This window comes from Nocardioides glacieisoli, from assembly GCF_004137245.1.
GTDB lineage: Bacteria > Actinomycetota > Actinomycetes > Propionibacteriales > Nocardioidaceae > Nocardioides > Nocardioides glacieisoli.
The window spans coordinates 659457-682483 of record NZ_SDWS01000001.1; the positions used below are offsets into that span (position 1 = coordinate 659457).

The 23027-nt window shown below is 70.2% G+C and carries 20 protein-coding genes; 10 read left to right on the top strand and 10 right to left on the bottom strand.

Annotated features, from left to right (window positions below):
* The 4 genes from EUA06_RS03290 to EUA06_RS03305 are packed head-to-tail and all read left to right on the top strand — an operon-like array spanning window position 1 to window position 2695.
* Window positions 1-1203 (top strand): phosphoglycerate kinase, encoded by a 1203-nt coding sequence (locus EUA06_RS03290; protein ID WP_129473548.1) that lies wholly within the window; start codon window positions 1-3, stop codon window positions 1201-1203.
* A gap of 38 nt (window positions 1204-1241) precedes the next feature.
* Entirely contained in the window at window positions 1242-2027 is a 786-nt protein-coding gene (gene tpiA / locus EUA06_RS03295) for a triose-phosphate isomerase (protein WP_129473763.1), read from the top strand.
* A 43-nt stretch (window positions 2028-2070) separates the two neighbouring features.
* Window positions 2071-2307 (top strand): preprotein translocase subunit SecG, encoded by a 237-nt coding sequence (gene secG, locus EUA06_RS03300; protein ID WP_129473549.1) that lies wholly within the window; start codon window positions 2071-2073, stop codon window positions 2305-2307.
* A 28-nt stretch (window positions 2308-2335) separates the two neighbouring features.
* Window positions 2336-2695, top strand: coding sequence for an RNA polymerase-binding protein RbpA (locus EUA06_RS03305; protein ID WP_129424898.1), 360 nt, complete (start codon window positions 2336-2338; stop codon window positions 2693-2695).
* An 81-nt stretch (window positions 2696-2776) separates the two neighbouring features.
* Here EUA06_RS03305 and EUA06_RS03310 read toward each other — a convergent pair whose 3' ends face one another.
* The 7 genes from EUA06_RS03310 to tkt form a co-directional block, all read right to left on the bottom strand.
* Complete coding sequence (locus EUA06_RS03310) at window positions 2777-3742, bottom strand: hypothetical protein (protein ID WP_129473550.1); 966 nt, start codon at window positions 3740-3742, stop codon at window positions 2777-2779.
* Between the two features lie 169 nt (window positions 3743-3911).
* A complete protein-coding gene (gene pgl / locus EUA06_RS03315) occupies window positions 3912-4643 on the bottom strand; it encodes a 6-phosphogluconolactonase (RefSeq protein WP_242497936.1) in 732 nt (243 codons plus the stop codon).
* Entirely contained in the window at window positions 4640-5551 is a 912-nt protein-coding gene (locus EUA06_RS22880; protein ID WP_242497937.1) for a glucose-6-phosphate dehydrogenase assembly protein OpcA, read from the bottom strand. Before EUA06_RS22880 ends, pgl begins: the two co-directional genes overlap by 4 nt.
* On the bottom strand, window positions 5551-7074 hold the full coding sequence (gene zwf, locus EUA06_RS03320) for a glucose-6-phosphate dehydrogenase (RefSeq protein WP_129473552.1): 1524 nt from the start codon (window positions 7072-7074) through the stop codon (window positions 5551-5553). Before zwf ends, EUA06_RS22880 begins: the two co-directional genes overlap by 1 nt.
* Window positions 7074-8726 (bottom strand): glucose-6-phosphate isomerase, encoded by a 1653-nt coding sequence (gene pgi / locus EUA06_RS03325; protein WP_129473553.1) that lies wholly within the window; start codon window positions 8724-8726, stop codon window positions 7074-7076. Before pgi ends, zwf begins: the two co-directional genes overlap by 1 nt.
* Entirely contained in the window at window positions 8723-9838 is a 1116-nt protein-coding gene (gene tal, locus EUA06_RS03330; protein WP_129473554.1) for a transaldolase, read from the bottom strand. Before tal ends, pgi begins: the two co-directional genes overlap by 4 nt.
* Before the next feature lie 28 nt (window positions 9839-9866).
* A complete protein-coding gene (gene tkt, locus EUA06_RS03335) occupies window positions 9867-11996 on the bottom strand; it encodes a transketolase (protein ID WP_129473555.1) in 2130 nt (709 codons plus the stop codon).
* Between the two features lie 141 nt (window positions 11997-12137).
* Between tkt and EUA06_RS03340 the strand changes: the two genes are divergently transcribed.
* The 3 genes from EUA06_RS03340 to EUA06_RS03350 all read left to right on the top strand — a co-directional run bounded on the left by EUA06_RS03340 (window position 12138) and on the right by EUA06_RS03350 (window position 14765).
* Window positions 12138-13151, top strand: a complete 1014-nt coding sequence (locus EUA06_RS03340; protein WP_129473556.1) for a heme o synthase — start codon at window positions 12138-12140, stop codon at window positions 13149-13151.
* Between the two features lie 145 nt (window positions 13152-13296).
* A complete protein-coding gene (locus EUA06_RS03345; protein WP_129473557.1) occupies window positions 13297-14280 on the top strand; it encodes a hypothetical protein in 984 nt (327 codons plus the stop codon).
* A complete protein-coding gene (locus EUA06_RS03350) occupies window positions 14280-14765 on the top strand; it encodes a class F sortase (protein ID WP_129473558.1) in 486 nt (161 codons plus the stop codon). The genes EUA06_RS03345 and EUA06_RS03350 overlap by 1 nt, the downstream gene beginning before the upstream one ends.
* Window positions 14766-14779: 14 nt before the next feature.
* Here the strand turns inward: EUA06_RS03350 and EUA06_RS03355 are convergent, their stop codons facing one another.
* From EUA06_RS03355 to EUA06_RS03365, 3 genes are read right to left on the bottom strand one after another with little or no spacing between them, the layout of a single operon-like run.
* The gene (locus EUA06_RS03355; RefSeq protein ID WP_129473559.1) at window positions 14780-15709 is read right to left on the bottom strand and encodes a COX15/CtaA family protein; all 930 of its coding nucleotides are present in this window, start codon (window positions 15707-15709) and stop codon (window positions 14780-14782) included.
* A gap of 2 nt (window positions 15710-15711) precedes the next feature.
* On the bottom strand, window positions 15712-16494 hold the full coding sequence (locus EUA06_RS03360) for an ABC transporter permease (protein ID WP_129473560.1): 783 nt from the start codon (window positions 16492-16494) through the stop codon (window positions 15712-15714).
* Window positions 16491-17429: an ABC transporter ATP-binding protein gene (locus EUA06_RS03365; protein WP_242497939.1), complete on the bottom strand. Its 939-nt coding sequence runs from the start codon at window positions 17427-17429 to the stop codon at window positions 16491-16493. Before EUA06_RS03365 ends, EUA06_RS03360 begins: the two co-directional genes overlap by 4 nt.
* 232 nt (window positions 17430-17661) lie before the next feature.
* Here EUA06_RS03365 and EUA06_RS03370 point away from each other — a divergent pair, with 232 nt between their 5' ends.
* The 3 genes from EUA06_RS03370 (at window position 17662) to sufB (ending at window position 22991) form a co-directional block, all read left to right on the top strand.
* Entirely contained in the window at window positions 17662-20727 is a 3066-nt protein-coding gene (locus EUA06_RS03370) for a S8 family serine peptidase (RefSeq protein ID WP_129473561.1), read from the top strand.
* 174 nt (window positions 20728-20901) lie between these two features.
* Window positions 20902-21576, top strand: a complete 675-nt coding sequence (locus EUA06_RS03375; protein WP_207208174.1) for a helix-turn-helix transcriptional regulator — start codon at window positions 20902-20904, stop codon at window positions 21574-21576.
* Window positions 21573-22991: a Fe-S cluster assembly protein SufB gene (sufB, locus tag EUA06_RS03380; protein ID WP_129473563.1), complete on the top strand. Its 1419-nt coding sequence runs from the start codon at window positions 21573-21575 to the stop codon at window positions 22989-22991. Before EUA06_RS03375 ends, sufB begins: the two co-directional genes overlap by 4 nt.
* The last annotated feature ends 36 nt before the right edge of the window (window positions 22992-23027 follow it).

Here is a 23027-nt window from a genome sequence, read left to right on the forward strand (position 1 = left end):
GTGTCCGACATCAACTCGCTGGGTGACCTCGCAGGCAAGCGCGTGCTGGTCCGCTCGGACCTCAACGTGCCCCTCGACGGCACCACCATCACCGACGACGGCCGGATCCGCGCGAGCGTGCCGACCATCAAGCAGCTCGCCGACGCGGGTGCCCGGGTGGTCGTCACCGCCCACCTGGGCCGCCCGAAGGGCTCGCCGGACCCGAAGTACACGTTGAAGCCGGTGGCCGAGCGGCTCTCCGAGCTGCTCGGGAAGCCGGTGGCGTTCGCGACCGACACGGTGGGCACCAGCGCCACCGAGACGGTCGAGGCACTCCAGGACGGCGAGGTCGCCGTCCTGGAGAACGTCCGCTTCAACGACGGCGAGACCAGCAAGGACGACGCCGTGCGCGGGTCCTTCGCCGACCAGCTCGCCCAGCTCGCCGACGCGTTCGTCTCCGACGGGTTCGGCGTCGTGCACCGCAAGCAGGCGAGCGTGTACGACGTCGCGCTGCGGCTGCCGTCCGCCATGGGCGGGCTGGTCGCGGCCGAGGTCGACGTGCTGCGCCGGCTCACCGAGCACCCCGAGCGGCCCTACGTGGTCGTCCTCGGCGGCTCCAAGGTGTCCGACAAGCTCGGCGTGATCGACAACCTGATCGACAAGGCCGACAAGATCCTCATCGGCGGCGGGATGGTCTTCACCTTCCTCAAGGCCCAGGGCCACGAGGTCGGCAAGAGCCTGCTCGAGGACGACCAGCTCGACACCTGCACCCGCTACCTCAGCGAGGCCGAGGACCGCGGTGTGGAGATCGTGCTGCCGACGGACGTCGTGGTCGACACGGCGTTCCCGTCGGGCGACCGCGAGCCCGAGCCCCGCGTCGTACCCGCCTCGGAGATCCCGTCCGACGCGCTGGGCCTCGACATCGGGCCCGAGTCGGCGGCGGCCTTCGCCGCGGCGCTCGCGGATGCGAAGACCGTGTTCTGGAACGGCCCGATGGGCGTCTTCGAGGTCGACGCCTTCGCCGACGGCACGCGTGCCGTGGCGCAGGCGCTGACCGAGGTCGACGGGCTGTCGGTGGTGGGCGGCGGAGACTCCGCCGCCGCCGTGCGCCAGCTCGGCTTCGACGAGGCCGCGTTCGGGCACATCTCCACCGGCGGTGGCGCGTCGCTGGAGTTCCTGGAGGGCAAGGAGCTCCCGGGCATCGCTGTACTCGAGAGGGGCTGAACGACGTGGCTGGCCAGACGAACACCAGGACGCCGCTGATGGCGGGCAACTGGAAGATGAACCTCAACCACCAGGAAGCGGTGGTGCTGGTCCAGAAGCTCGCCTGGACGCTGTCGGACAAGCGGCACGACTACGGCCTCGTCGACGTCGTCGTGGTGCCGCCGTTCACCGACATCCGGTCGGTGCAGACGCTCGTCGACGGCGACCGGCTCGCGATCCGCTACGGCGCGCAGGACGTCTCGGTCCACGACAACGGCGCCTACACCGGTGAGATCTCTGCGGCGATGCTGGCCAAGCTGGGGTGCTCCTACGTCGTGGTCGGGCACTCCGAGCGCCGGCAGCACCACAACGAGAGCGACGAGCTGGTCAACGCCAAGGCCCACAAGGCGCTCTCGGCGGGGATGACGCCGATCGTGTGCGTCGGCGAGGGCCTCGACGTACGCCAGGCGGGCGAGCACGTGTCCTACACGCTGTCGCAGGTCGACGGCTCGCTCGACGGCTTCACCGCCGAGCAGGTCGCCGGTCTGGTGGTGGCCTACGAGCCCGTGTGGGCCATCGGCACGGGCGAGGTCGCGACGCCGGACGACGCGCAGGAGGTCTGCTCGGCCATCCGCGAGCGGGTGCGCGAGGTGCACGGCGACGCCGCGGCCGACGCGCTCCGGATCCTCTACGGAGGGTCGGTCAAGGCCGCCAACGTCGGCGGCATCATGGACAAGGCGGACGTCGACGGCTGCCTCGTCGGTGGCGCGAGCCTGCAGGTCGACGAGTTCGGCGGCATCTGCCGGTTCTACTCGATGCCTGATCTGGGTGGGGCGGCGCGGTGAGGCGCTGGTCGGTTCGTCGTCGTCGTGACGTAGGCTTCCGCTCGTGATTCTGCTGTTCACCGTCCTGCTCGTCCTGACGAGCGCGATCATGATCCTGCTGGTACTGCTGCACAAGGGCCGCGGTGGCGGCCTCTCCGACATGTTCGGTGGCGGCGTCTCCAGCAGCTTGGGGGGATCGTCGGTTGCCGAGCGCAACCTCGATCGGTTCACGGTCGGCGTCGGTGTCATCTGGTTCGCATGCATCGTCGCCCTGGGCCTGCTCAAGGCCTACCAGGGCTGAGTCCCCCCACTCTTTCGAAGGAGCCGTCGTGGCTGGTGCTGGAAACGCGATCCGGGGTAGCCGGGTCGGAGCGGGCCCCATGGGTGAGGCCGAGCGCGGTGATGCCGCGCCTCGGCAGACCGTCACCTACTTCTGCAGCCACGACCACCGCTCGGTCGTGACCTTCGCCATCGAGGCCAACGTGCCCGAGTCGTGGGACTGCCCCAAGTGCGGCCTCCCGGCGAGCCTGGACAGCGAGAACCCGCCCCCGGCCCCGAAGATCGAGCCCTACAAGACGCACCTCGCCTACGTGAAGGAGCGTCGCTCGGAGACGGAGGCCGCCGACATCCTCGACGAGGCCGTCGCCCTCCTCCGCTCCCGCCGCAAGGCCGGCGAGATCATCTTCTGACGAGCTGACGCTCGTGCGCGCGGTGCGTGTGCCGAGTTGACGCCTGTGCGCGCGGTGCGCGTACCGAGTTGACGCTTGTGCTCACGCGCCACGCTTCCTAGTACGTCGAACCGCCTCGGCCATGACTGCGAAGATCGCGTCCTCGACGCGCTGCTGAGGTCCGTACACGTCTGCGCACACCAGCGGCTCGATGACCCAGTCGGCATCCTCGTCCAGCCACGTGCGCCGGGTCTCGTCGTGGTCGCGGTCGATCTGCGCGCTGTGCCACTCGGCACCGTCGTACTCGACGCCGGCTCGCACGTCGCCGTTGCCGACGTCGATGAACGCCAAGCGACCGTAGGACCGCACCTCGACCTGGGGTTCGGGTGGGGCCACGGGTAGCTGCTGCCACTTCCACCGGATGACGCTCTCGCCGCCGGACTGCGATCGCCCGTCCGTGTGCGGCGCGACCTCGCGGAGCGTGGTCACCCATCGCATCTTCTTGAACCTGTCGACCTCGTGGAGGAGCTCGGCAACACTGAACGCGTCGAGCCGGTGCAGCGCATCGAGCGCAGTGATCGCCGGCTCCGGCCATCGTTGCCGCCCCACGTCGAGTGCCGTTCGGAGTGGTGTCGTGACCCGGACGCCGTGAACCTCGGTGATGTCCCGAGGGAGCAGGAGCCGCTGGCCGCCGTCGACGAGCTTGTTGCGCAGCCGCCCGCGTCCCAACGGCAGATCCATGGCCAGTGGAAGGGCGCTCAGGTGCTCGTTGGGCAGGAGCAACATCTCGGCGCCCAGCAACCATCCAGCGTGTCGGTCGACCACGATGGCATCCGGGGGGACGACGAGCCGGAGACACGCACAGCGGGTCAGGATGTCGTCCGGGATTGCGGCCGAGACGTAGCAGTTCCGGATCGGGTGCCGCAGCAGACCGGCGGCCACCAACGCGGCGAGGTCACGACGTCCCACTCCGTTCTCCGCGGCTGTCCGGGCGGTGAAAGGGACGTCGAGCGGGAGCGGGACGGTGTCGTCCAGGAACGGGTGGTGCAGCACGCGGGTGAGGTCCATGACCGGTCTGTTCCCGTCGATCGGATTGCGCGAACCCGGCGACGTGCGCCTGTGGACAGGCCGCGCACAAGCGTCAGCTCGCCACCCTGCGCGTGCGCACAAGCGTCAGCTCGGCACCCTGCGCGTGCGCACAAGCGTCAGCTCGCCACCCCGCGCGTGCGCACAAGCGTCAGCTCGGCAACCTCGACGCGGCGGCGTCGTCGAGCCACCAGACGGTCTCGTCGCCGCTGACACCGCGGGCGGGGGTCTCCGCGATCGTTCCCTCGGGAGCGAGGGCGCGGGCGACGGCGTCGGCCTTGCCGTCGCCGCTGGCGATGAACCAGACGGCGCGGCAGCGGTCCATCGCCTCGAAGGTCAGGGTGACGCGGTCGGGCGGGGGCTTGGGGGAGTCGTGGACAGCGACGGCGATCGCGTCGCGGGCGTCGAGGGCCGGGTGGCCGGGGAAGAGGGAGGCGCAGTGCCCGTCGGGGCCGATGCCGAGCATCAGCACCTCGAAGAAGCCGGCGCCCTCGGAGCGCATCTTGGCGCTGTAGGCCTCGGCGGACTCCTCGGCGGTCGCGACCTCGTCGCTCGCGGGCACCTCGTGGACGTTGGCCTCGTCGACGCCGACGTGGTCCAGCAGCGCCTCGCGGGCCTGGAGGGCGTTGCGGTCGGGCGAGTCGCGCGGCACGAACCGCTCGTCGCCCCACCAGAAGACGACCCGCGACCAGTCGACGGACGAGTCGGCGGCCCGGCGGGCCAGCTCGCGGTGGAGCTGCTCGGCGATGGATCCACCGGTGAGCCCGATCTGCGGCACCTCGCCGCGCGCCTGCGCGGTCTCGAGGCGGTCGAGGAGGGCGGAGGCGACGTCGCCGACGAGGACGTCGGCGTCGTCGTGGCGGCGTACGTCGGGTGTGGTCACTTGCCGCTCCTGAGCTTCACCAGCCGCGCGGCCGTCGCGGCGTAGATGTCGTCCTCGTCGAGCCGGCGCAGCTCCTCGGCGAGCAGGGCCGGGACCTCGCGTCGCTTGAGGGCGACCGGCCGATCGGGCCGGTGGGGCGAGGTGAAGGTGGCGAGGCGGCCGTCGGCCCGCGAGATGCGGATCGGCCCCTCCTTGGTGTCCATGCTGACCTCGGTGATGCCCGGTCCCTCGGAGTTCCCGCGAGCCACGTCGACCTTGAGCCGGTCGCACAGCCATGCGGCCAGCAGGTCGGCACTCGGGCTGACCCGTTCGGCCGTCACCTTGGCTCCGGTGACCTTCAACGGGTGCTGGTCGAGCGCGGCCGCGAGGAGCGCGCGCCAGGGCGTGAGGCGGGTCCAGCTGAGGTCGGTGTTGCCCGGGGCGTACACCTGGGCCTGCGTCAGCATCGCCGTCGACTTGCCGCGCGACACCGACGCGGAGTCGGTGATCCGCCGCTGGGCGAGGGCGCCGAGCGGGTCTGCCGCCGGGTCCGCCGGCGCGGCCGTCGGCCACCAGATGGCGACGGGGGAGTCGGGGAGCAGCAGCGGCAGCACGACGGACTCGGCGTGCTTGACCACCTCGCCCTTGAGCCGGATCAGCGCGGTCTCGCCGCCCCACCCGTCGCCGCTGCCGACCTGGGCGTTGACGTGGCCCGAGCCTCGCGCATCGCCCAGGATCACGCCGAGCACGCGCGACGGGTGCTCGCGCGAGGCCCGCTTGGCCGCGGTCATCGCCTCGGCGGCGTCCTCCTCGGGCGCGACGATGATCAGTGTCATCACCATGCCCATGGCCGGGCTGCCGGCGCGGGTGCGGGCCTGCACGAACTCCGCGGCGATCTTCGACGAGTTGGTGTCGGTGAGCTCGATCATCAGGGCCTCCTCCAGACGCGTCCGTCGCGGGCGAGCATCTTGTCGGCGGACTCGGGTCCCCAGGTGCCCGACTCGTAGGGCTCGGGCCGCCCCTTCTTCGCCCAGTGGGCGATCACCGGGTCGAGCAGCTTCCACGAGAGCTCGACCTCCTCGTGGCGCGGGAAGAGAGGCGGGTCGCCGAGCAGCACGTCGAGGATGAGGCGTTCGTACGCCTCCGCGCTGGCCTCGGTGAACGAGCCGCCGTAGGCGAAGTCCATGTTGACGTCGCGGATCTCCATCGCGGTGCCGGGCACCTTGGCCCCGAACCGCATCGTCATGCCCTCGTCGGGCTGCACGCGGATGACGAGCGCGTTCTTGGTGAGGTCCTCGGTCGCGGTCTGCGTGAACGGCAGGTGCGGCGCCCGCTTGAACACGACGGCCACCTCGGTGACGCGGCGGCCGAGCCGCTTGCCGGTGCGCAGGTAGAAGGGAACGCCCGCCCAGCGTCGGGTGTCGACGTGGACGGTGATCGCAGCGAAGGTCTCGGTGGCGGACGTCTTCTTGATGCCCTCCTCCTCGGTGAACCCGATGACCTTCTCGCCGCCGGCCCAGCCCGGGGCGTACTGCCCACGCGCGGTCGTCGTGTCGAGCCGCGGCGGCAGCTGAGCGGATCGCAGCACCTTCTGCTTCTCGATGCGCAGGCTCTCGGCGTCGAAGGCGACGGGCTCCTCCATCGCGACGAGCGCCATCAGCTGGAGCAGGTGGTTCTGGATGACGTCGCGCGCGGCGCCGATGCCGTCGTAGTAGCCGGCGCGGCCGCCGATGCCGATGTCCTCGGCCATCGTGATCTGCACGTGGTCGACGTAGTTGGAGTTCCAAATCGGCTCGAACATGTTGTTGGCGAACCGCATCGCCAGGATGTTCTGCACCGTCTCCTTGCCGAGGTAGTGGTCGATGCGGAAGATCGACCCGGATGGAAAGACGTCGGCGAGGGTCTCGTTGAGCTCGCGTGCTGACTCGAGGTCGTGGCCGAACGGCTTCTCCACCACGACGCGTCGCCACTGGTCGGGGCCCTGCTCGGCGAGGCCGTGCTCCTTGAGCTGACCGACCACGTCGCCGAAGAAGCCCGGCGGGATCGCCAGGTAGAACGCCATGTTTCCGCCGGTGCCGCGCAGCTCGTCCAGCTCCTCGACGGTGCGGCGGAGCTGCTCGAAGGCGTGGTCGTCGTCGAAGTTGCCGGGGACGAAGCGGAAGCCCTCGGACAGCTGCTTCCACACCTCCTCGCGGAACGGCGTACGCGCGTGCTCCTTGACCGCGTCGTGCACGATCTGCGCGAAGTCCTGGTCCTCCCAGTCGCGTCGGGCAAAGCCGACGAGGCTGAAGCCGGGCGGCAGCAGGCCACGGTTGGCGAGGTCGTAGATCGCCGGCATGACCTTCTTGCGCGACAGGTCGCCCGTCACGCCGAACAGCACCATCCCGCACGGGCCGGCGATGCGCGGGAGCCGGCGGTCCTGGGGATCCCGGAGGGGGTTCGTGTACGTCATCAGCCGCGGTGCTCCTGGTAGTAGCGGATCAGTGACTGGGTGGAGGCGTCCTGCTGTGCGAGCACGTCGGTGTCGCCGGAGACCGCTGGCCGCAGCTCCTGGGCCAGCTGCTTGCCGAGCTCGACGCCCCACTGGTCGAAGCTGTCGATGCCCCAGACGGCGCCCTCGACGAAGGTGATGTGCTCGTAGAGCGCGATCAGCTGGCCCAGCACGGACGGCGTGAGCGCCGGCGCCATGATCGACGTGGTCGGCCGGTTGCCCGGGAAGGTGCGCGCCGACACCAGCTCCTCGGCGACACCCTCGGCCCGCACCTCGTCGGCGGTCTTGCCGAAGGCGAGGGCCTTGGTCTGCGCGAAGAAGTTCGCCAGGAACAGCTCGTGGACGTCCGCGTCCCCGTCCCTCAGCTCGTACGCCGGTCGCGCGAAGGCGATGAAGTCCGCCGGCACGAGCCGGGTGCCCTGATGGATGAGCTGGTAGAACGCGTGCTGGCCGTTGGTGCCCGGCTCGCCCCAGAAGACCTCGCCGGTGTCATAGCCGACGGCCTCGCCGTCCCACCGCACGCCCTTGCCGTTGGACTCCATCGTGAGCTGCTGGAGGTAGGCCGGGAAACGGTGCAGCAGCTGCGCGTAGGGGAGGACGGCGTGGGTGTGGGCGCCGAGGAAGTTCGTGTACCAGACGTTGAGCAGCCCCATCCGCAGCGGCACGTTGGCCTCGGCGGGTGCGGTGCGGAAGTGCTCGTCCATCGCGTGGAACCCGGCGAGCAGGTCGGCGAAGTGGTCGGGCCCGACGGCGATCACCAGCGACAGGCCGATGGCCGAGTCCATCGAGTAGCGGCCGCCGACCCAGTCCCAGAAGCCGAAGGCGTTGTCGGTGTCGATGCCGAAGTCGGCGACCTTGTCGAGCGCGGTCGAGACGGCCACGAAGTGCTGGGCCACGGCGGCACCGGAGTCGGCGTCCGACGGCAGGTTGTCGAGCAGCCACGCCTTGCACAGTCGGGCGTTGGTCAGCGTCTCGAGCGTGCCGAAGGTCTTGCTGGACACGATGAACAGCGTCGTCTCGGGGTCGAGCCCCTTCAGCTCCTGACCGGCGTCGGTCGGGTCGATGTTGCTGATGAAGCGGCAGGCGAGCCCGTCCTGCCGGTAGGGCTCGAGTGCCTCGTAGGCCATGACCGGTCCGAGGTCGGACCCGCCGATGCCGATGTTGACGACCGTCTCGATGCGGCGACCGGTCACACCGGTCCACTCACCGGACCGGACCCGCTCGGCGAAGGCGTAGGCCCTCCCCAGCACGTCGTGCACGTCCGCCACGACGTCCTGTCCGTCGACCGTGAGCGACGCCGAAGCGGGAAGCCGGAGCGCGGTGTGGAGCACGGCCCGGTCCTCGGTGACGTTGATGTGGTCGCCGGCGAACATCGCGTCGCGACGTGACACCAGCGAGACCTCGTCGGCAAGGGCGAGCAGGGCGGCCTCCACCTCGGGGCCCGCGAGGTTCTTTGACAGGTCGACGTGGAGGTCGGCCGCGGCGAGCGTCCGGTCCGCCACGAAGCCGGCGTCGGCGAGCTGACCGCGAAGGTCGGGGGAGTACGACTCCGCGAGCCGGGCCAGCTCGGCCCAGGCTGCAGTCGTGCTGGGGTCCACCGCCCCGGACGTCACGACCGTGCGGCCTCGAGCGAGGCGCCGAGCGTGGTCTGCAGCTCGTCCCAGGCGACGACGAACTTGTCGACGCCCTCCTTGATCAGGACCTCGATCACGTCGTCGTAGTCGATGCCCGCCTCGGCCAGTGCGTGCATGTGCGCGTGGGCGTCGTCGTAGAACGGGCGGACCCGGTCGCCGCGCACCTCGCCGTGGTCGGCGACGGCATCGAGGGTCTTCTCCGGCATGGTGTTGACGGTGTCCTCGACGACGAGGTCGACGACGTACATCGTGTCGTCGTAGTCGGGGTTCTTGACGCCGGTCGAGGCCCACAGCGGGCGCTGCTTGCGTGCCCCCTCGGCCTCCAGCGCCTCCCAGCGGGGGCCGCTGAAGAACTCCTCGAACATCTGGAAGGCCAGTCGCGCGTTGGCCACCCCGGCCTTGCCCTTCAGCTCCGGGTCGGTGCCGGGGCCCTCGGTCGTCGCCTCGAGCCGCTTGTCGATCTCGGAGTCGACGCGGGAGACGAAGAACGAGGCGACGGAGTGGATGTCGGCCAGCGCGTGCCCGTTGGCCTTGGCCTTCTCGAGCCCGGAGACGTAGGCCTCCATCACGTTCCGGTACTGCTCGAGGCCGAAGATCAGCGTCACGTTGACCGAGATGCCGGCGGCGATGGTCTCGGTGATCGCGGGCCAGCCCTCCTTCGTCCCGGGGATCTTGATCAGCAGGTTGGGCTGGTCGACGATCTTCCAGAGCTCGGCGGCCTCGGCGACCGTCTCCTCGGTGTCGTGGGCGAAGCCGGGGGAGACCTCGATCGAGACGCGACCGTCCACGCCGTCGGTGGCGTCGAAGACGGGACGCATGACCTTGCAGGCCTCGCGCACGTCGTCGGTGGTGATGGTCTGCGTCGCCTTGTCGACGTCGGCACCGGCGGCCGCGAGCTCGCGGACCTGCGGGTCGTAGCGCTCGCCGTCGGCCAGCGCTGCCTGGAAGATCGCCGGGTTGGACGTCACCCCGACCACGTGGCTGTTCTCGACCAGGTCGGCGAGATTGCCCGTCTCCAGTCGTTCGCGGGACAGGTCGTCGAGCCAGATGGACACTCCGGCGTCGGCCAGGGACTTGAGGCGGTCGTTCATGGTGTTCCTCCCGTAGGGGTGTATTGGGTCAGGCAGTGACGACGGCGACGCTGTCGCGCGCGGCGTCGGCGACTGCCTGGGCGGTGATGCCGAACTCGGTGTAGATCCGGGCGTAGTCGGCCGACGCGCCGTAGTGGTCGATCGAGACGATGCGACCGTTGTCGCCGACGAGCTCGCGCCACCCCTGCTTGACGCCGGCCTCGACGGAGACGCGGGCCTTGACGGTGGGCGGGAGCACCATGTCGCGGTAGGCCTCGTCCTGGTCCTCGAACCACTCGAGGCAGGGCAAGGACACGACGCGGGCGTCGATGTCGTCGGCGGCGAGGAGGGTGCGCGCCTCGACGGCGAGCTGGACCTCGGAGCCGGTGCCGATGAGGATCACGTCGGGCGTGGCCTTCTCGGAGTCGATGAGGACGTAGGCGCCGCGGGCCACGCCCTCGGTGGAGCCCCAGTCCTGTCCGGTCTTGGCGTCCGTGCCTCGCGGGAAGACCGGCACGTTCTGCCGGGTCAGCGCGAGGGCGGCCGGCCGGTCGGTGTGGCCGAGGATCGTCTGCCACGCGGCGACGGTCTCGTTGGCGTCCGCGGGGCGTACGACGTCGAGGCCGGGCATCGCGCGCAGCGCGGCGAGGTGCTCGATCGGCTGGTGGGTCGGGCCGTCCTCGCCGAGGCCGATGGAGTCGTGGGTCCACACGTAGGTGACCGGCAACTTGCTGAGCGCCGCCACCCGCACGGAACCGCGCATGTAGTCGGAGAAGGTGAGGAAGGTCCCGCCGAAGACGCGGGTGAGGCGGTCGGCCGCGATGCCGTTCATGATCGCGCCCATCCCGTGCTCGCGGATGCCGAAGTGCAGGACGCGACCGGCGTGCGGGTCGGTGCTCCACTCGCCGACCTCGGCGACCACGGGACCCACCGACGGTGCGCTGGTGATCGTCGTGTTGTTGGAGCCGGCCAGGTCGGCCGAACCGCCCCAGAGCTCCGGCAGCACCGGGGCGAGGGCGTTGATGACCTTGCCCGACGCGGACCTGGTGGCGACGCCCTTCTCGTCGGCGTCGAAGGACGGCAGCGCGTCCGCGAGGTCGGTGGGCATCTCACGCCGCTCGAGGCGGTGCAGGAGCTCGGCCGACTTCTTGTGCTTGGACGACCAGGCGTCGAACTGCTCATCCCACTCGGCAGCCCACGCGGCGCCGCGCTCGCGGAGATCGCGCGTGCGCTCGAGGACGCCCGTCGGGATCTCGAAGGTCTGGCCGGGGTCGAAGCCCAGGATCTCCTTGGTCGCCGCGACCTCGTCGGCACCGAGCGCGCTGCCGTGCGCGGCCTCGGTGCCCTGGGCGTTGGGGGCGGGCCAGGCGATGACGGTGTCGAGGACGATCAGCGACGGCTGGTCGCCGACGGTGTGGGCCTTGCGGATCGCGGCGTAGAGCGCGGGGACGTCCTCGACGTACTCCTTGCCGCCGTTGGTCCAGTCGACGGTCTGCACGTGCCAGCCGTAGGCCTCGTAGCGCGCGGCGACGTCCTCGGTGAACGCGATGTCGGTGTCGCCCTCGATCGAGATCCGGTTGCGGTCGTAGATCATGGTGAGGTTGCCGAGCTGCTGGGTGCCGGCGATGGACGAGGCCTCGGAGCTGACGCCCTCCTCGAGGTCGCCGTCGGACGCGAGGACGTAGACCTGGTGGTCGAAGAGGCTCTCGCCGGGGGCGGCGTCGGGGTCGAGCAGGCCGTGGACGCGGCGACCCGAGAGGGCCATGCCGACGGCGTTGCCGACGCCCTGGCCGAGCGGACCCGTGGTCACCTCGACGCCGGCGGTGTGGCCGAGCTCGGGGTGGCCGGGCGTCTTCGAGCCCCAGGTGCGGAGCGCCTTGAGGTCGTCGAGCTCGAGGCCGAAGCCGCCGAGGAAGAGCTGGGTGTAGAGGGTGATCGAGCTGTGTCCGCACGACAGCACGAAGCGGTCGCGGGCGAGCCACTCGGGGTCGGCCGGGTTGTGGCGCATGACCTTCTGGAAGAGCAGGTACGCCGCGGGGGCCAGGCTCATGGCCGTCCCGGGGTGACCGTTGCCGACCTTCTGGACCGCGTCCATCGCCAGGACCCGGGCCGTGTCGACCCCCCGTGCGTCGGTGTCGTCCCACTCGAGGGTGGCGGGGAGGGCGGACTTCTTGGTCAACACAGTTCCTCTCGATGGAGTGCAACGGGGAGCACAGGCCCCTCGACTGCGAGCCTAGCGCCGTGCCCGAGTAGACTCGACCCCACCCGAGGGTGCCCCTGGACGCCGGCTCGACAGGCGTTGAAACCCTTCGGTTCCCCGATGTCCACGTCTCATCCGCACTCGTCCCACGAGGTCCCGTCCGTGTCCCAAGCCGGTCCGCACGCCGATGCGTCAGCGCGGCCGTCGGCGACTGACGGCACGGACGCCACCGGCCCCGAGTCCAAGACCTGGCGCGACGTCGTCGGGGCCTACGTCGGCCTGACGAAGCCGCGGGTCATCGAGCTCCTCCTGCTGACGACCGTCCCGGTGATGTTCTTCGCCGAGCGCGGCATCCCGTCGCTGGCGCTCGTCGCCGCCACGGTCGTGGGTGGCGCGCTGTCGGCCGGCTCTGCGTCGGCGTACAACTGCGTCTACGACCGCGACATCGACGAGCAGATGCGTCGTACGCGGCGCCGGGCGCTGCCGCGCCACATCGTCTCGCCGGTCTCGGCCCTCGTCTTCGCCACGGTCCTGGCGGTGCTCTCGACCGTCGTGCTGGCGCTGTGGGTGAACTGGCTGTCGGCGGCACTGTCGGTGCTGGCCAACGCGTTCTACGTCCTCGTCTACACGATGCTGCTCAAGCGCCGCACGACCCAGAACATCGTCTGGGGCGGCCTGGCCGGCTGCTTCCCGGCGCTGATCGGCTGGACGGCCGTCACCGGCGAGCTCGCGTGGACCCCGGTCGTGCTGTTCCTCGTCGTGTTCTTCTGGACGCCGCCCCACACGTGGGCGCTGGCGCTGCGCTACCGCGAGGACTACCGCAACGTCGACGTCCCGATGCTCCCGGTGGTCAAGCCCGCCCCCGAGGTCGGCCGACAGATCGTCCTCTACAGCTGGGTGATGGTGGCGACCTCGCTGGTGCTCTGGCCGGTCGCCGGCACCAGCCTCGTCTACCCGGTCGCGGCGGCGGTGCTCGGTGCCGTGTTCCTCGTCGAGGCGCACCGGATGTGGCTGCGCACGAAGACGTCGGAGGCGCTCTCGGAGATCAACCCGATGCGCCTCTTCCATGCCTCGAACCTCTACCTCTCCCTGCTGTTCGTGGCGGTCGCGCTGGATCCCCTGCTGGGACGCTGACAAACCCTTGACACGTTGTCTCGGGTCTGAGAAGTCCCTAGACATCTTCTTGAGTCGTTGCCCCGTGTTCCGGTCGCCCGGATCTCGTTCAATCGTCGGGTGGGGCGGGCATCAGGCCTGTCCCCGACAACTGGGGAGTACGTGCATGTCTGCAGGACGAGCAGGACGCAGGACCAAGGGGAGTCGGGCGGTGTCGCGGATCGTGACACTCGTCCTCGCGCTGGGCTTCGCCGTCGTCGGCGTGGCGGGTGCCGCGAGCGCCCACCACAACACGGTCACCGGCACGGTGACGTGCAAGCAGGGTGGCGGCTGGACCGTCACCTGGAAGGTGATCAACAGCGAGACCATCTCCGAGACGATCACCGCGTCCAACCGGACGTCCGTCCTCCCGGTCGGCACCGTGCTGACCGGCTCCCAGACGAAGACCGTCACCGAGACGGTGACCACGAAGCCGACGGCCGCGATCAACCTGACGGTGACGGGCAAGTGGGTCCGTGACGGCCAGAACATCTACTCGACCAACTCCGACGTGGTCGAGGTCGCCGAGTTCAGCGACGGCTGCAACGTCGTGACGGCGCCGACCGTGCCCGTGGTCGACGACTGCGGCCCGGGCAACGCCCGCTTCGGCGACGTGCCCGCAGGCCCGTGGACCTCGAAGCTCAACCCCGACGGCAGCCTGACGGTCACCGCCAGCTCGGGCTACACGTTCCCCAACGGTCAGAAGAGCGTCAGCTACCCGAAGCCCGTGGACAGCAACGTCGCCTGCCCGACGCCGCCCGTCACCCCACCGGTCGTGACCCCGCCGGTGGTCACGCCGCCCGTGGTCGTTCCGCCCGAGGTCCTGCCCGCGCAGGTGCTCGTCGTGAAGGCCGGCGCGCGTCGCCTCGACAAGTGCGGTCGCCAGGGCGACCTGTTCAAGGTGAACAAGAAGTCGGGCGTCGTCTACACCGCCAAGGGCAAGGTCCTGCGCCAGGGGGTCTGGCTCAAGGCACGCACCCGCACGGTCACCGTCCGCGCGAGTGCCGCCGACGCGACTTACCAGCTGCGCGGCAAGTCCGTCTGGAAGCTGTCGTTCACCCGCAAGGCGTGCGCGAAGGCTCCCGAGGTCGCACCGAACACCGGGTCGTGATGCGACGCACCGTCGCTGCGATCACGCTGGGCGCGTCGGTGTTCCTGTCAGCCGGTCAGGGTGCGGCGTCCGCCGCCGCCCCTGACCGGCTCACGATCGCCCGCACCGGCACCGACGCCGCGGTCATCGCGGTGCCGTCGCGCAGGAACACCCTGGCCGTCGGCTCGCGCCTCAACGGCGCCGTCTACACCTGGTCGAAGGGCGACCCGCCCTGCGACCCGAGCGGCAGCACGGTGTACGCCGGCCACGCCTGGCGGGCCGGCAACGGCGTGGCCGACCGGTGGGCGCAGCTGCGGCCGGGGGACCGGATCAAGGTCGCCGGCTGTGCGTTCGAGGTGACCCGGCGCGAGTTCTGGTCGGCGAAGCGGAGGATGGGCTCGCTCTACTCCGTGTCGGGTCCGCCGCGGATCGTGCTCGTCGGGTGCAAGGCCGACGACTACTCCAAGCGCACCGTGGTGTTCGCCCGCAAGGTCGAGCACCGCTAGTCCGGGCCTGCCGGTCAGGGCAGCACGGTCGCGGCGCTGGGCTGCTCCTGCCCGTCCGCGCGGGCCTCGTGGCCCGCGCGGTGGGGCAGGACGGCCAGCGCGATGCGGGCCAGTCCGGCCGCGAGCAGCGCTGCTCCCAGCATGTGCAGGGCAACCAGTCCGACCGGCAGGTCCAGCCAGTACTGCACCCACCCGAGCACGCCCTGCAGCACTTCGATGAGCAGGACGAGTGCCGTCACGGTGGCGAGCCACCGGTGGCCGCCGCGCAGCGCCACCACGAGCAGCGCGACCGTCAGCGCCACCAGGACGTAGACGGCGTACGCATGGAGGTGCGACACCATCGCCGGGTCGAGGCCGTTGCGGGGGGACTCGGCGTCGCCGGCGTGCGGTCCGGCACCGGTCACGACCGTTCCGAGGTAGAGCACGACCCAACCGCTCGCCCACGTGGCCCAGGCCAGTGACCGCGGCAGGGGCGGTGCCGCCTGTCGCTCGGGGCTCCGCAGCTCGTCGACCAGAGCGACGCAGACCATGATCATCGCCATCGACAGCAGGAAGTGGCCGGCGACGATCCACGGGTTGAGGTCGGTCAGCACCGTGATGCCGCCGAGCACGGCCTGCAGGGGGATGCCGAGCCCGATCACGAGGGAGAGTCGCGTGGCGCGCCGGTGGGCGGCACCGAGCGCGGCGAGGAAGCAGAGCACCGCGACGGCGGCCAGGACGAAGGTCAGCAACCGGTTGCCGAACTCGATGGCGCCGTTGATCCCGAGCTCGCCGTGGGCGACGTAGGACGCGTCGGTGCAGCGCGGCCACGTCGGGCAGCCGAGGCCGGAGCCGGTGAGGCGCACCGCGGCACCGGTGACCACGATGCCGATGTTGGCCACCAGGTTGGCGAGCGCCAGCGGCCAGAGGTGGCGGGCGAGTCGTCCGAGGACTGCGTCGAGCATGCTCACTCCCACCTGAACGTCCGGGCCGTCAGCACCGTGCCGACGGCGGCCCACGCGACCAGCACGGCCAGCGACCGACCGTCGACGACGGCGTCGATGGTCGCCGCGCGCATCGCCTCGCCGAGCGCCCCCGACGGGAGCCACTGGACGACCGTCCCCGCGGAGCCGTAGGTCGACGTCGGCAGCACGACGCCACCGCCCGCCATCAGCAGCAGGTAGACGAGGTTGGCGAGGGCGAGGGTGGCCTCGGCCCGGAGCACCCCGGCCACGAAGAGGCCGAGCGCGGCGAAGGCGGCGGTGCCGAGTCCCACGGCGAGGACCAGCGCGACGACCGACGTGGGCGGGTGGTCGAGCGTCGGTCGCCAGCCCAGCGCGAGCCCGACGACCACCAGCACGACGAGCTGCAGGGCGACGACGTTGAGGAGCGCGACGACCTTGCCCAGCAGGAGGCCGTGCCGGGGGAGGGGTGAGGAACCGAGGAGCTTGATCACGCCGTAGCGGCGCTCGAAACCGGTCGCGATGGCGACAGAGGTGAACGCGGTCGACATCACCGCGAGCGCCAGCACGCCCGGGGTCAGCACGTCGACGGCCCGGTGCCCGTCGAGGTCGAGACCGAGCCGGCCCGCGGCGGCCACGCCGCCGACGAGCACGATGACCGGGATGACGATGGCGAGCAGCAGCTGCTCACCGTTGCGCAGCATCAGCCGCGCCTCCATCCGGGCCTGGGACAGGACCATCCGCGACAGCGACGCGCCGCCGGGTGCCGCGGTGAACGTGCCGGTCATGTGGCCAGCTCCCGTCCGGTGAGCTCGAGGAAGACGTCCTCGAGGTTGCGCTGGCCGAGGTTGAGGGTCTCGGGCAGCACGTCGTGCTCCTCGCACCACCGCGACACCCGTCCCAGGGTCATCGAGTCCGCCGGACCGTGGATCAGCATGCTCACCACGTCGAGCTGGCGGACCTCGGTGTCGGGGCCGAGCTCGGCGCGCAGCGACTCGGGAGCACCGTCGGGGAAGGGGCGGTTGACGACGAGGCGGATGGTCGCGGAGCGGCCCTCGCGGGTCAGCTCGCCCGGGGAGCCGCTGGCGATGACCCGGCCGTGGTCGATGATGTGGATCCGGTCGGCGAGGTGCTCGGCCTCGTCCATGTGGTGCGTCGTGAGCACGACCGTGACGCCGTCGGCGCGCACCTCCTCGAGCAGCTCCCACGTCGTGCGCCGTGCCTGCGGGTCCATCCCTGCGGTGGGCTCGTCGACGAAGACCAGCTCGGGTCGGCCGACCAGCGCGATCGCGAGGCCGAGCCGCTGCTGCTGGCCGCCGGACAGCCTGCGGTAGGGCGTACGGCCGCAGTCCGCCAGTCCGAGCCGCTCACTGAGCATCGCCGGGTCGAGCGGGCGGGCGTGCAACGACGCCATGTGGTCGAGCATCTCGTGTGCGCGTACGCCGCTCCAGGCGCCGCCTGACTGCAGCATCACGCCGATCCGGGGGAGGAGGTCCGCCCGGTCGCGCTGCGGGTCGAGGCCGAGCACGCGGACGGTGCCCTGCTGTGGGACGCGGTAGCCCTCGCACGTCTCGAGCGTGGTGGTCTTCCCGGCGCCGTTGGGCCCGAGTACGGCGGTGATCGACCCGCGGGGGACCTCGAGCGACAGCCCGTCGACCGCCACCTTCTCGCCGTAGCGCATCACCAGCCCGTCGACCGTGACGGCGGGCGCAGCGGTGGACACCTCGCCAGTCTAGGGACGCCTGGTCGTCGTCCCACGTCCGCGTCGACGAGATGGTGGTCACCCGGGCTTAGACCCCGAACCGGCGCTTTCACACTCTTTTGCCCGAAGTTGTCGACCTGACCCTTGACTGGTCGGCCCCGATGGCCTTCTGTGAGTTGGCCCACGCGCGCCTGATCCGGCGACTGGGCGAGCTGGCGAGCTGGTCGCCAGCGTCATCCCCCGGAGGAATCACGTGTCGATCCACTTCACCGGGCGAGGCGCACGACGCGGCCTCGCCGTCCTGACGACAGCCGCAGTGGTGTGCGGCCTGGCAGCGGGCGTGCCCAGCGCCACCGCTGCCACGAAGAAGAAGGACCGGGCGATCGCCACCTCGATCGCCCCCAAGGCCTCGACGCTCAGCGCCGGTCGCTACGTCGTGCTGCTCAACGACCCGGGTGCCACCCGCTACGACGGAGGGGTTGCCGGACTCAAGGCCACCGCCTCACCCAACGGCCGGTCCTTCGACGCCCAGACGGCCAAGGTCGCCGACTACCAGTCCTACCTGACCAAGCGTCAGAACGGTGTCGCCGCCGCAGTGGGCGCCGAGGTGATGAGTCGGTCGACGCTCTCCGCCAGCTCGTTCACCGCACGCCTCACCAGCAAGCAGGCCACCGACCTGTCCCAGTCGCGCGACGTCCTGATGGTCGTCAAGGACTCGGCCTTCAGCCTCGACACCTACAAGTCCCCCGAGTTCCTCGGCCTCGTCGGCCCAAGCGGCTCGCCGGGCGTGTGGGCCGCCAAGGGTGGCGTCGCCACGGCCGGTGCAGGCACCGTGGTCGGCATCTTCGACTCCGGCATCTGGCCCGAGTCCGCCTCCTTCGCCGGCTCGAAGATCGACCGCAACCCGACGGGTCCGTTCGGCCTCTACCGCAAGGGCAACACCATCTACATGCAGAAGGCGGACGGCGGCGTCTTCCGCGGCGTCTGCCAGCCGGGCCAGAAGTGGAACGTCGACGACTGCAACAGCAAGATCGTCGGCGCCCGCTACTACCCCGACGCCTTCCTCGACAGCGTGCCGCCGCAGGAGCGGTTCGGCGCCGAGTTCATCTCCACCCGTGACGGTGACGGCCACGGCTCGCACACCGCCAGCACCGCCGCCGGCAACTTCGGCGTCCCCGCGTCGGTGGAGGGCCGGAAGTTCGGCAACGTCAGCGGAATGGCACCGGCAGCCAAGATCGCGGCCTACAAGGTCTGCTTCAGCGACACCGATCCCGACTCGGGTGGCTGCTACACCTCCTCGACCCTGTCCGCGGTCGACGACGCCATCGCCGACGGTGTGGACGTCATCAACTACTCGATCTCCGGCGCGACCGACACGGTCGTCGACGCAGTGGAGTTCGCCTTCCTGGGCGCCGCGGCCTCCGGGATCTTCGTGGCCGCGTCCGCGGGAAACAGTGGTCCGACCCCCTCGACGGTCGCGCACAACAGCCCGTGGCTGACCACGGTCGCAGCTTCGACGCACGTGAACTACGAGAACACCGTCGTCCTGGGTGACGCGGCGGGGTCGAAGTACAAGGGTGCGTCGATCACCGACGCCAGCGTGCCGTCGACCGCCCTGGTCAACTCCACGAGCATCCCGGCCGTCACGACCACAGCCGGTGTCGCTGACGCCACCCTGTGTGGGCCGGGCAGCCTGACCGCGGCTGCGGCCGGCAAGATCGTGATCTGCACTCGTGGCACCTACGACCGCGTCGCCAAGAGCGCCGAGGTCAAGCGGGCTGGCGGCATCGCGATGGTGCTCGCCAACCCCTCAGCGGGACAGAGCCTCGACGCCGACTTCCACTCCGTGCCGACGATCCACGTCGACAACGTGGCCGGTGACGCGATCAAGACGTACGCCGCGACGGCCGGGGCCAAGGCCTCGTTCGTGCTCACCAACACGACCGGTGTCGAGACCCCGCTCCCGCAGGTTGCCGGCTTCTCCTCGCGCGGCCCGGCCATCGCCAACAGCGCCGACGTCATCAAGCCGGACATCTCGGCTCCTGGTGTCAGCGTGCTGGCCGCAGTGGCGCCCCCGTCCGGTGGGGGTCGCAACTTCGACCTCTACTCGGGCACCTCGATGTCGAGCCCGCACATCGCAGGCCTCGCCGCCTTCATCCTGAGCAAGAACCCCACCTGGAGCCCGATGGCGGTCAAGTCGGCGATGATGACGACGGCCTACGACCTCAAGAAGTCCGACGGTTCGCCCGACACCAACCCGTTCAACGAGGGTGCCGGTCACGTCGACCCGACGAAGTTCTTCGACCCGGGCCTCGTCGTCACTTCGGGCGCGATCGACTGGATCGGGTTCCTGAGGGGTCAGGGCGCCTTCTTCGACGACCCGGACCTCGACTCGATCCCGGCGGTGGCTGCGACGGATCTCAACATCCCGTCGATGGCCAAGGGCCAGGTCACGTCCAGCGTCACGATCAAGCGCACGTTCACCGCGGTCAGGGCCGGCACGTGGAACGTCGCGGCATCCGTGCCCGGCTTCGACGTGGCGATCGCCGACTCGAGCGGCGACGCGAGCTTCGAGCTCGCTGCCGGGGCGAAGGAGACGGTGACCTTCACCTTCACCACGACGACGGCGACGCTGGGTCAGTTCTCGACCGGTTTCGCGACGCTCACCGGGACCACGTCGGTCCGGCTCCCGATCGCCCTGCGACCGGTGTCGGTCTCGGCCCCGGCCGAGGTCACGGGCGCTGGTGCCACCGGTAGCGCCGACGTCGCCATCACGGCCGGCTTCTCCGGTCAGCTCGACGTCAAGCCGAGCGGGCTCGCCCGGGCGACCACGAACGCGGGCACCCTCGCAGTTGGCGCGGTGTACAGCGACCCGGTCACGATCGCGGCGGACACCAAGTTCGCCCGCTTCGACGTGGACGCGACCAACAACGGGGCGGACCTGGACCTCTACGTCTACCGCCTCGACGACGCGGGCGTCCCGGTCGAGCTGGTCGGCCAGTCGGCCACCGGATCCGCGGACGAGCGGGTCACCCTCACCAACCCGGAGGCCGGGAACTATCTGGTCGAGGTCGACGGCTATGCAGCGGCGACCGGTGAGAGCGGTGTCGCCTACCGCTACGACCGCTACCTGGTCACCCCGGTGGCGGCGGACAACTTCGGTGGGTTCGCTGCTTCACCGGACCCGGTCGACGTCGTCCAGGGTCAGGAGACCACGTTCCAGGCGACGTGGTCCGGGCTCACCACGGGCCGCTACCTGGGCGCGTTCGAGTACGACGGGGCCCTCGCCCCGACGTTCGTCACGGTGACCGTGCCCTGACCTGAGAAAGCCGCACCAACCCGTTCGGCGGGCGTGACTCCTCCAGGTGTCACGCCCGCCGGCGCGTCCGGGCACCACACGGAGGGGGGACGTCCGCCCCACTTAGGTGACCCTTGCTTGAACGGCGGGAAGTATTAACGACACACTGTCGTTGTGGAATTCGTGAGGACACCGGTGGCACAGCGTGAGGGCGATGCCCCCACGCGTGACCGCGTGGCGCGCACGATCCTCGAGAACGGGCCCTCCACCGCCGCCGACCTCGCGGTCGCGCTCGACCTCACGCCCGCCGCCGTACGTCGTCATCTCGACCACCTCGCGGCCGAGGGCATCGTCGAGTCGCGCGAGCAGAAGGTCTACGGCACCCGCGGTCGCGGTCGCCCGGCCAGGGTGTTCGCGCTGACCGAGGCGGGCCGCGACAGCTTCGACCAGCAGTACGACGACCTGGCCGTGCAGGCGATGCGCTTCCTCGCCGAGACCCAGGGCGAGGACGCCGTGGTCGAGTTCGCCCGGCGCCGAGTCGCCTTCGTGGAGCGCGACTACAACGCCGTGACGGCCCTCGACCCCGACCTCAGCCCGGCCGAGGCCCTCGCCAAGGTCTTCACCCAGAACGGCTACGCCGCCTCGGTGCGCGACATGCCGGTCGTGGGGGAGCAGCTGTGCCAGCAGCACTGCCCGGTCTCCCACGTCGCCCACGAGTTCCCGCAGCTGTGCGAGGCCGAGACCGAGGCGATCGCCGCCGTGCTCGGCACCCACGTCCAGCGGCTGGCGACCATCGCCCACGGCGACGGCGTCTGCACCACGTGCATCCCCCAGAACCTCAAGCCAGAACCGAAGAAGGAGCAGGCATGACCTCCATCGAAGAGCTCAACCCGTCGCTCAAGGGCATCGGCAACTACGAGTTCGGCTGGTCGGACTCCGACGCCGCCGGCTCGATCGCCAAGCGCGGTCTCAGCGAGGACGTCGTCCGCAACATCTCCGGACTCAAGAGCGAGCCGCAGTGGATGCTCGACCTGCGCCTGAAGGGCCTCAAGCTCTTCCACCGCAAGCCCATGCCCACCTGGGGCTCGGACCTGGGCGGCATCGACTTCGACAACATCAAGTACTTCGTGCGCTCCAGCGAGAAGCAGGCGGCCACGTGGGACGACCTCCCCGAGGACATCAAGAACACCTACGACAAGCTCGGCATCCCGGAGGCGGAGAAGCAGCGCCTCGTCTCGGGCGTGGCCGCGCAGTACGAGTCCGAGGTCGTCTACCACTCGATCCGCGAGGACCTCGAGGAGCAGGGCGTCATCTTCGTCGACACCGACACCGCGCTGAAGGAGCACGAGGAGCTCTTCAAGGAGTACTTCGGCACCGTCATCCCGGTCGGGGACAACAAGTTCGCCGCGCTCAACACCTCGGTGTGGTCGGGTGGCTCGTTCATCTACGTGCCGAAGGGTGTCCACGTCGACATCCCGCTGCAGGCCTACTTCCGGATCAACACCGAGAACATGGGCCAGTTCGAGCGCACGCTGATCATCGTCGACGAGGACGCCTACGTGCACTACGTCGAGGGCTGCACCGCGCCGATCTACTCGTCGGACTCGCTGCACTCCGCGGTCGTCGAGATCATCGTCAAGAAGGGTGGTCGCTGCCGCTACACGACCATCCAGAACTGGTCCAACAACGTCTACAACCTCGTCACCAAGCGCGCGACCTGCGAGGCCGGCGCGACGATGGAGTGGGTCGACGGCAACATCGGCTCCAAGGTGACGATGAAGTACCCCGCCATCTACCTGATGGGCGAGCACGCCAAGGGCGAGACGCTGTCGATCGCCTTCGCGGGCGAGGGCCAGCACCAGGACGCGGGCGCCAAGATGGTGCACGCCGCACCGCACACGTCGTCCTCGATCCTGAGCAAGTCGGTCGCGCGCGGCGGCGGTCGTACGTCGTACCGCGGGCTGATCCAGGTCAACGAGGGTGCCTACGGATCGAAGTCCAACGTGCTGTGCGACGCTCTGCTGGTCGACCAGATCAGCCGGAGCGACACCTACCCCTACGTCGACATCCGCGAGGACGACGTGTCCATGGGCCACGAGGCGAGCGTCTCCAAGGTCTCCGACGACCAGCTCTTCTACCTCATGTCGCGCGGCATGGAGCAGGACGAGGCGATGGCGATGATCGTGCGCGGCTTCGTCGAGCCGATCGCCAAGGAGCTGCCGATGGAGTACGCCCTCGAGCTCAACCGCCTGATCGAGCTGCAGATGGAGGGCGCGGTCGGCTGATCGCCGACCCGTCGCCCCACACCCGTACGTAGAAAG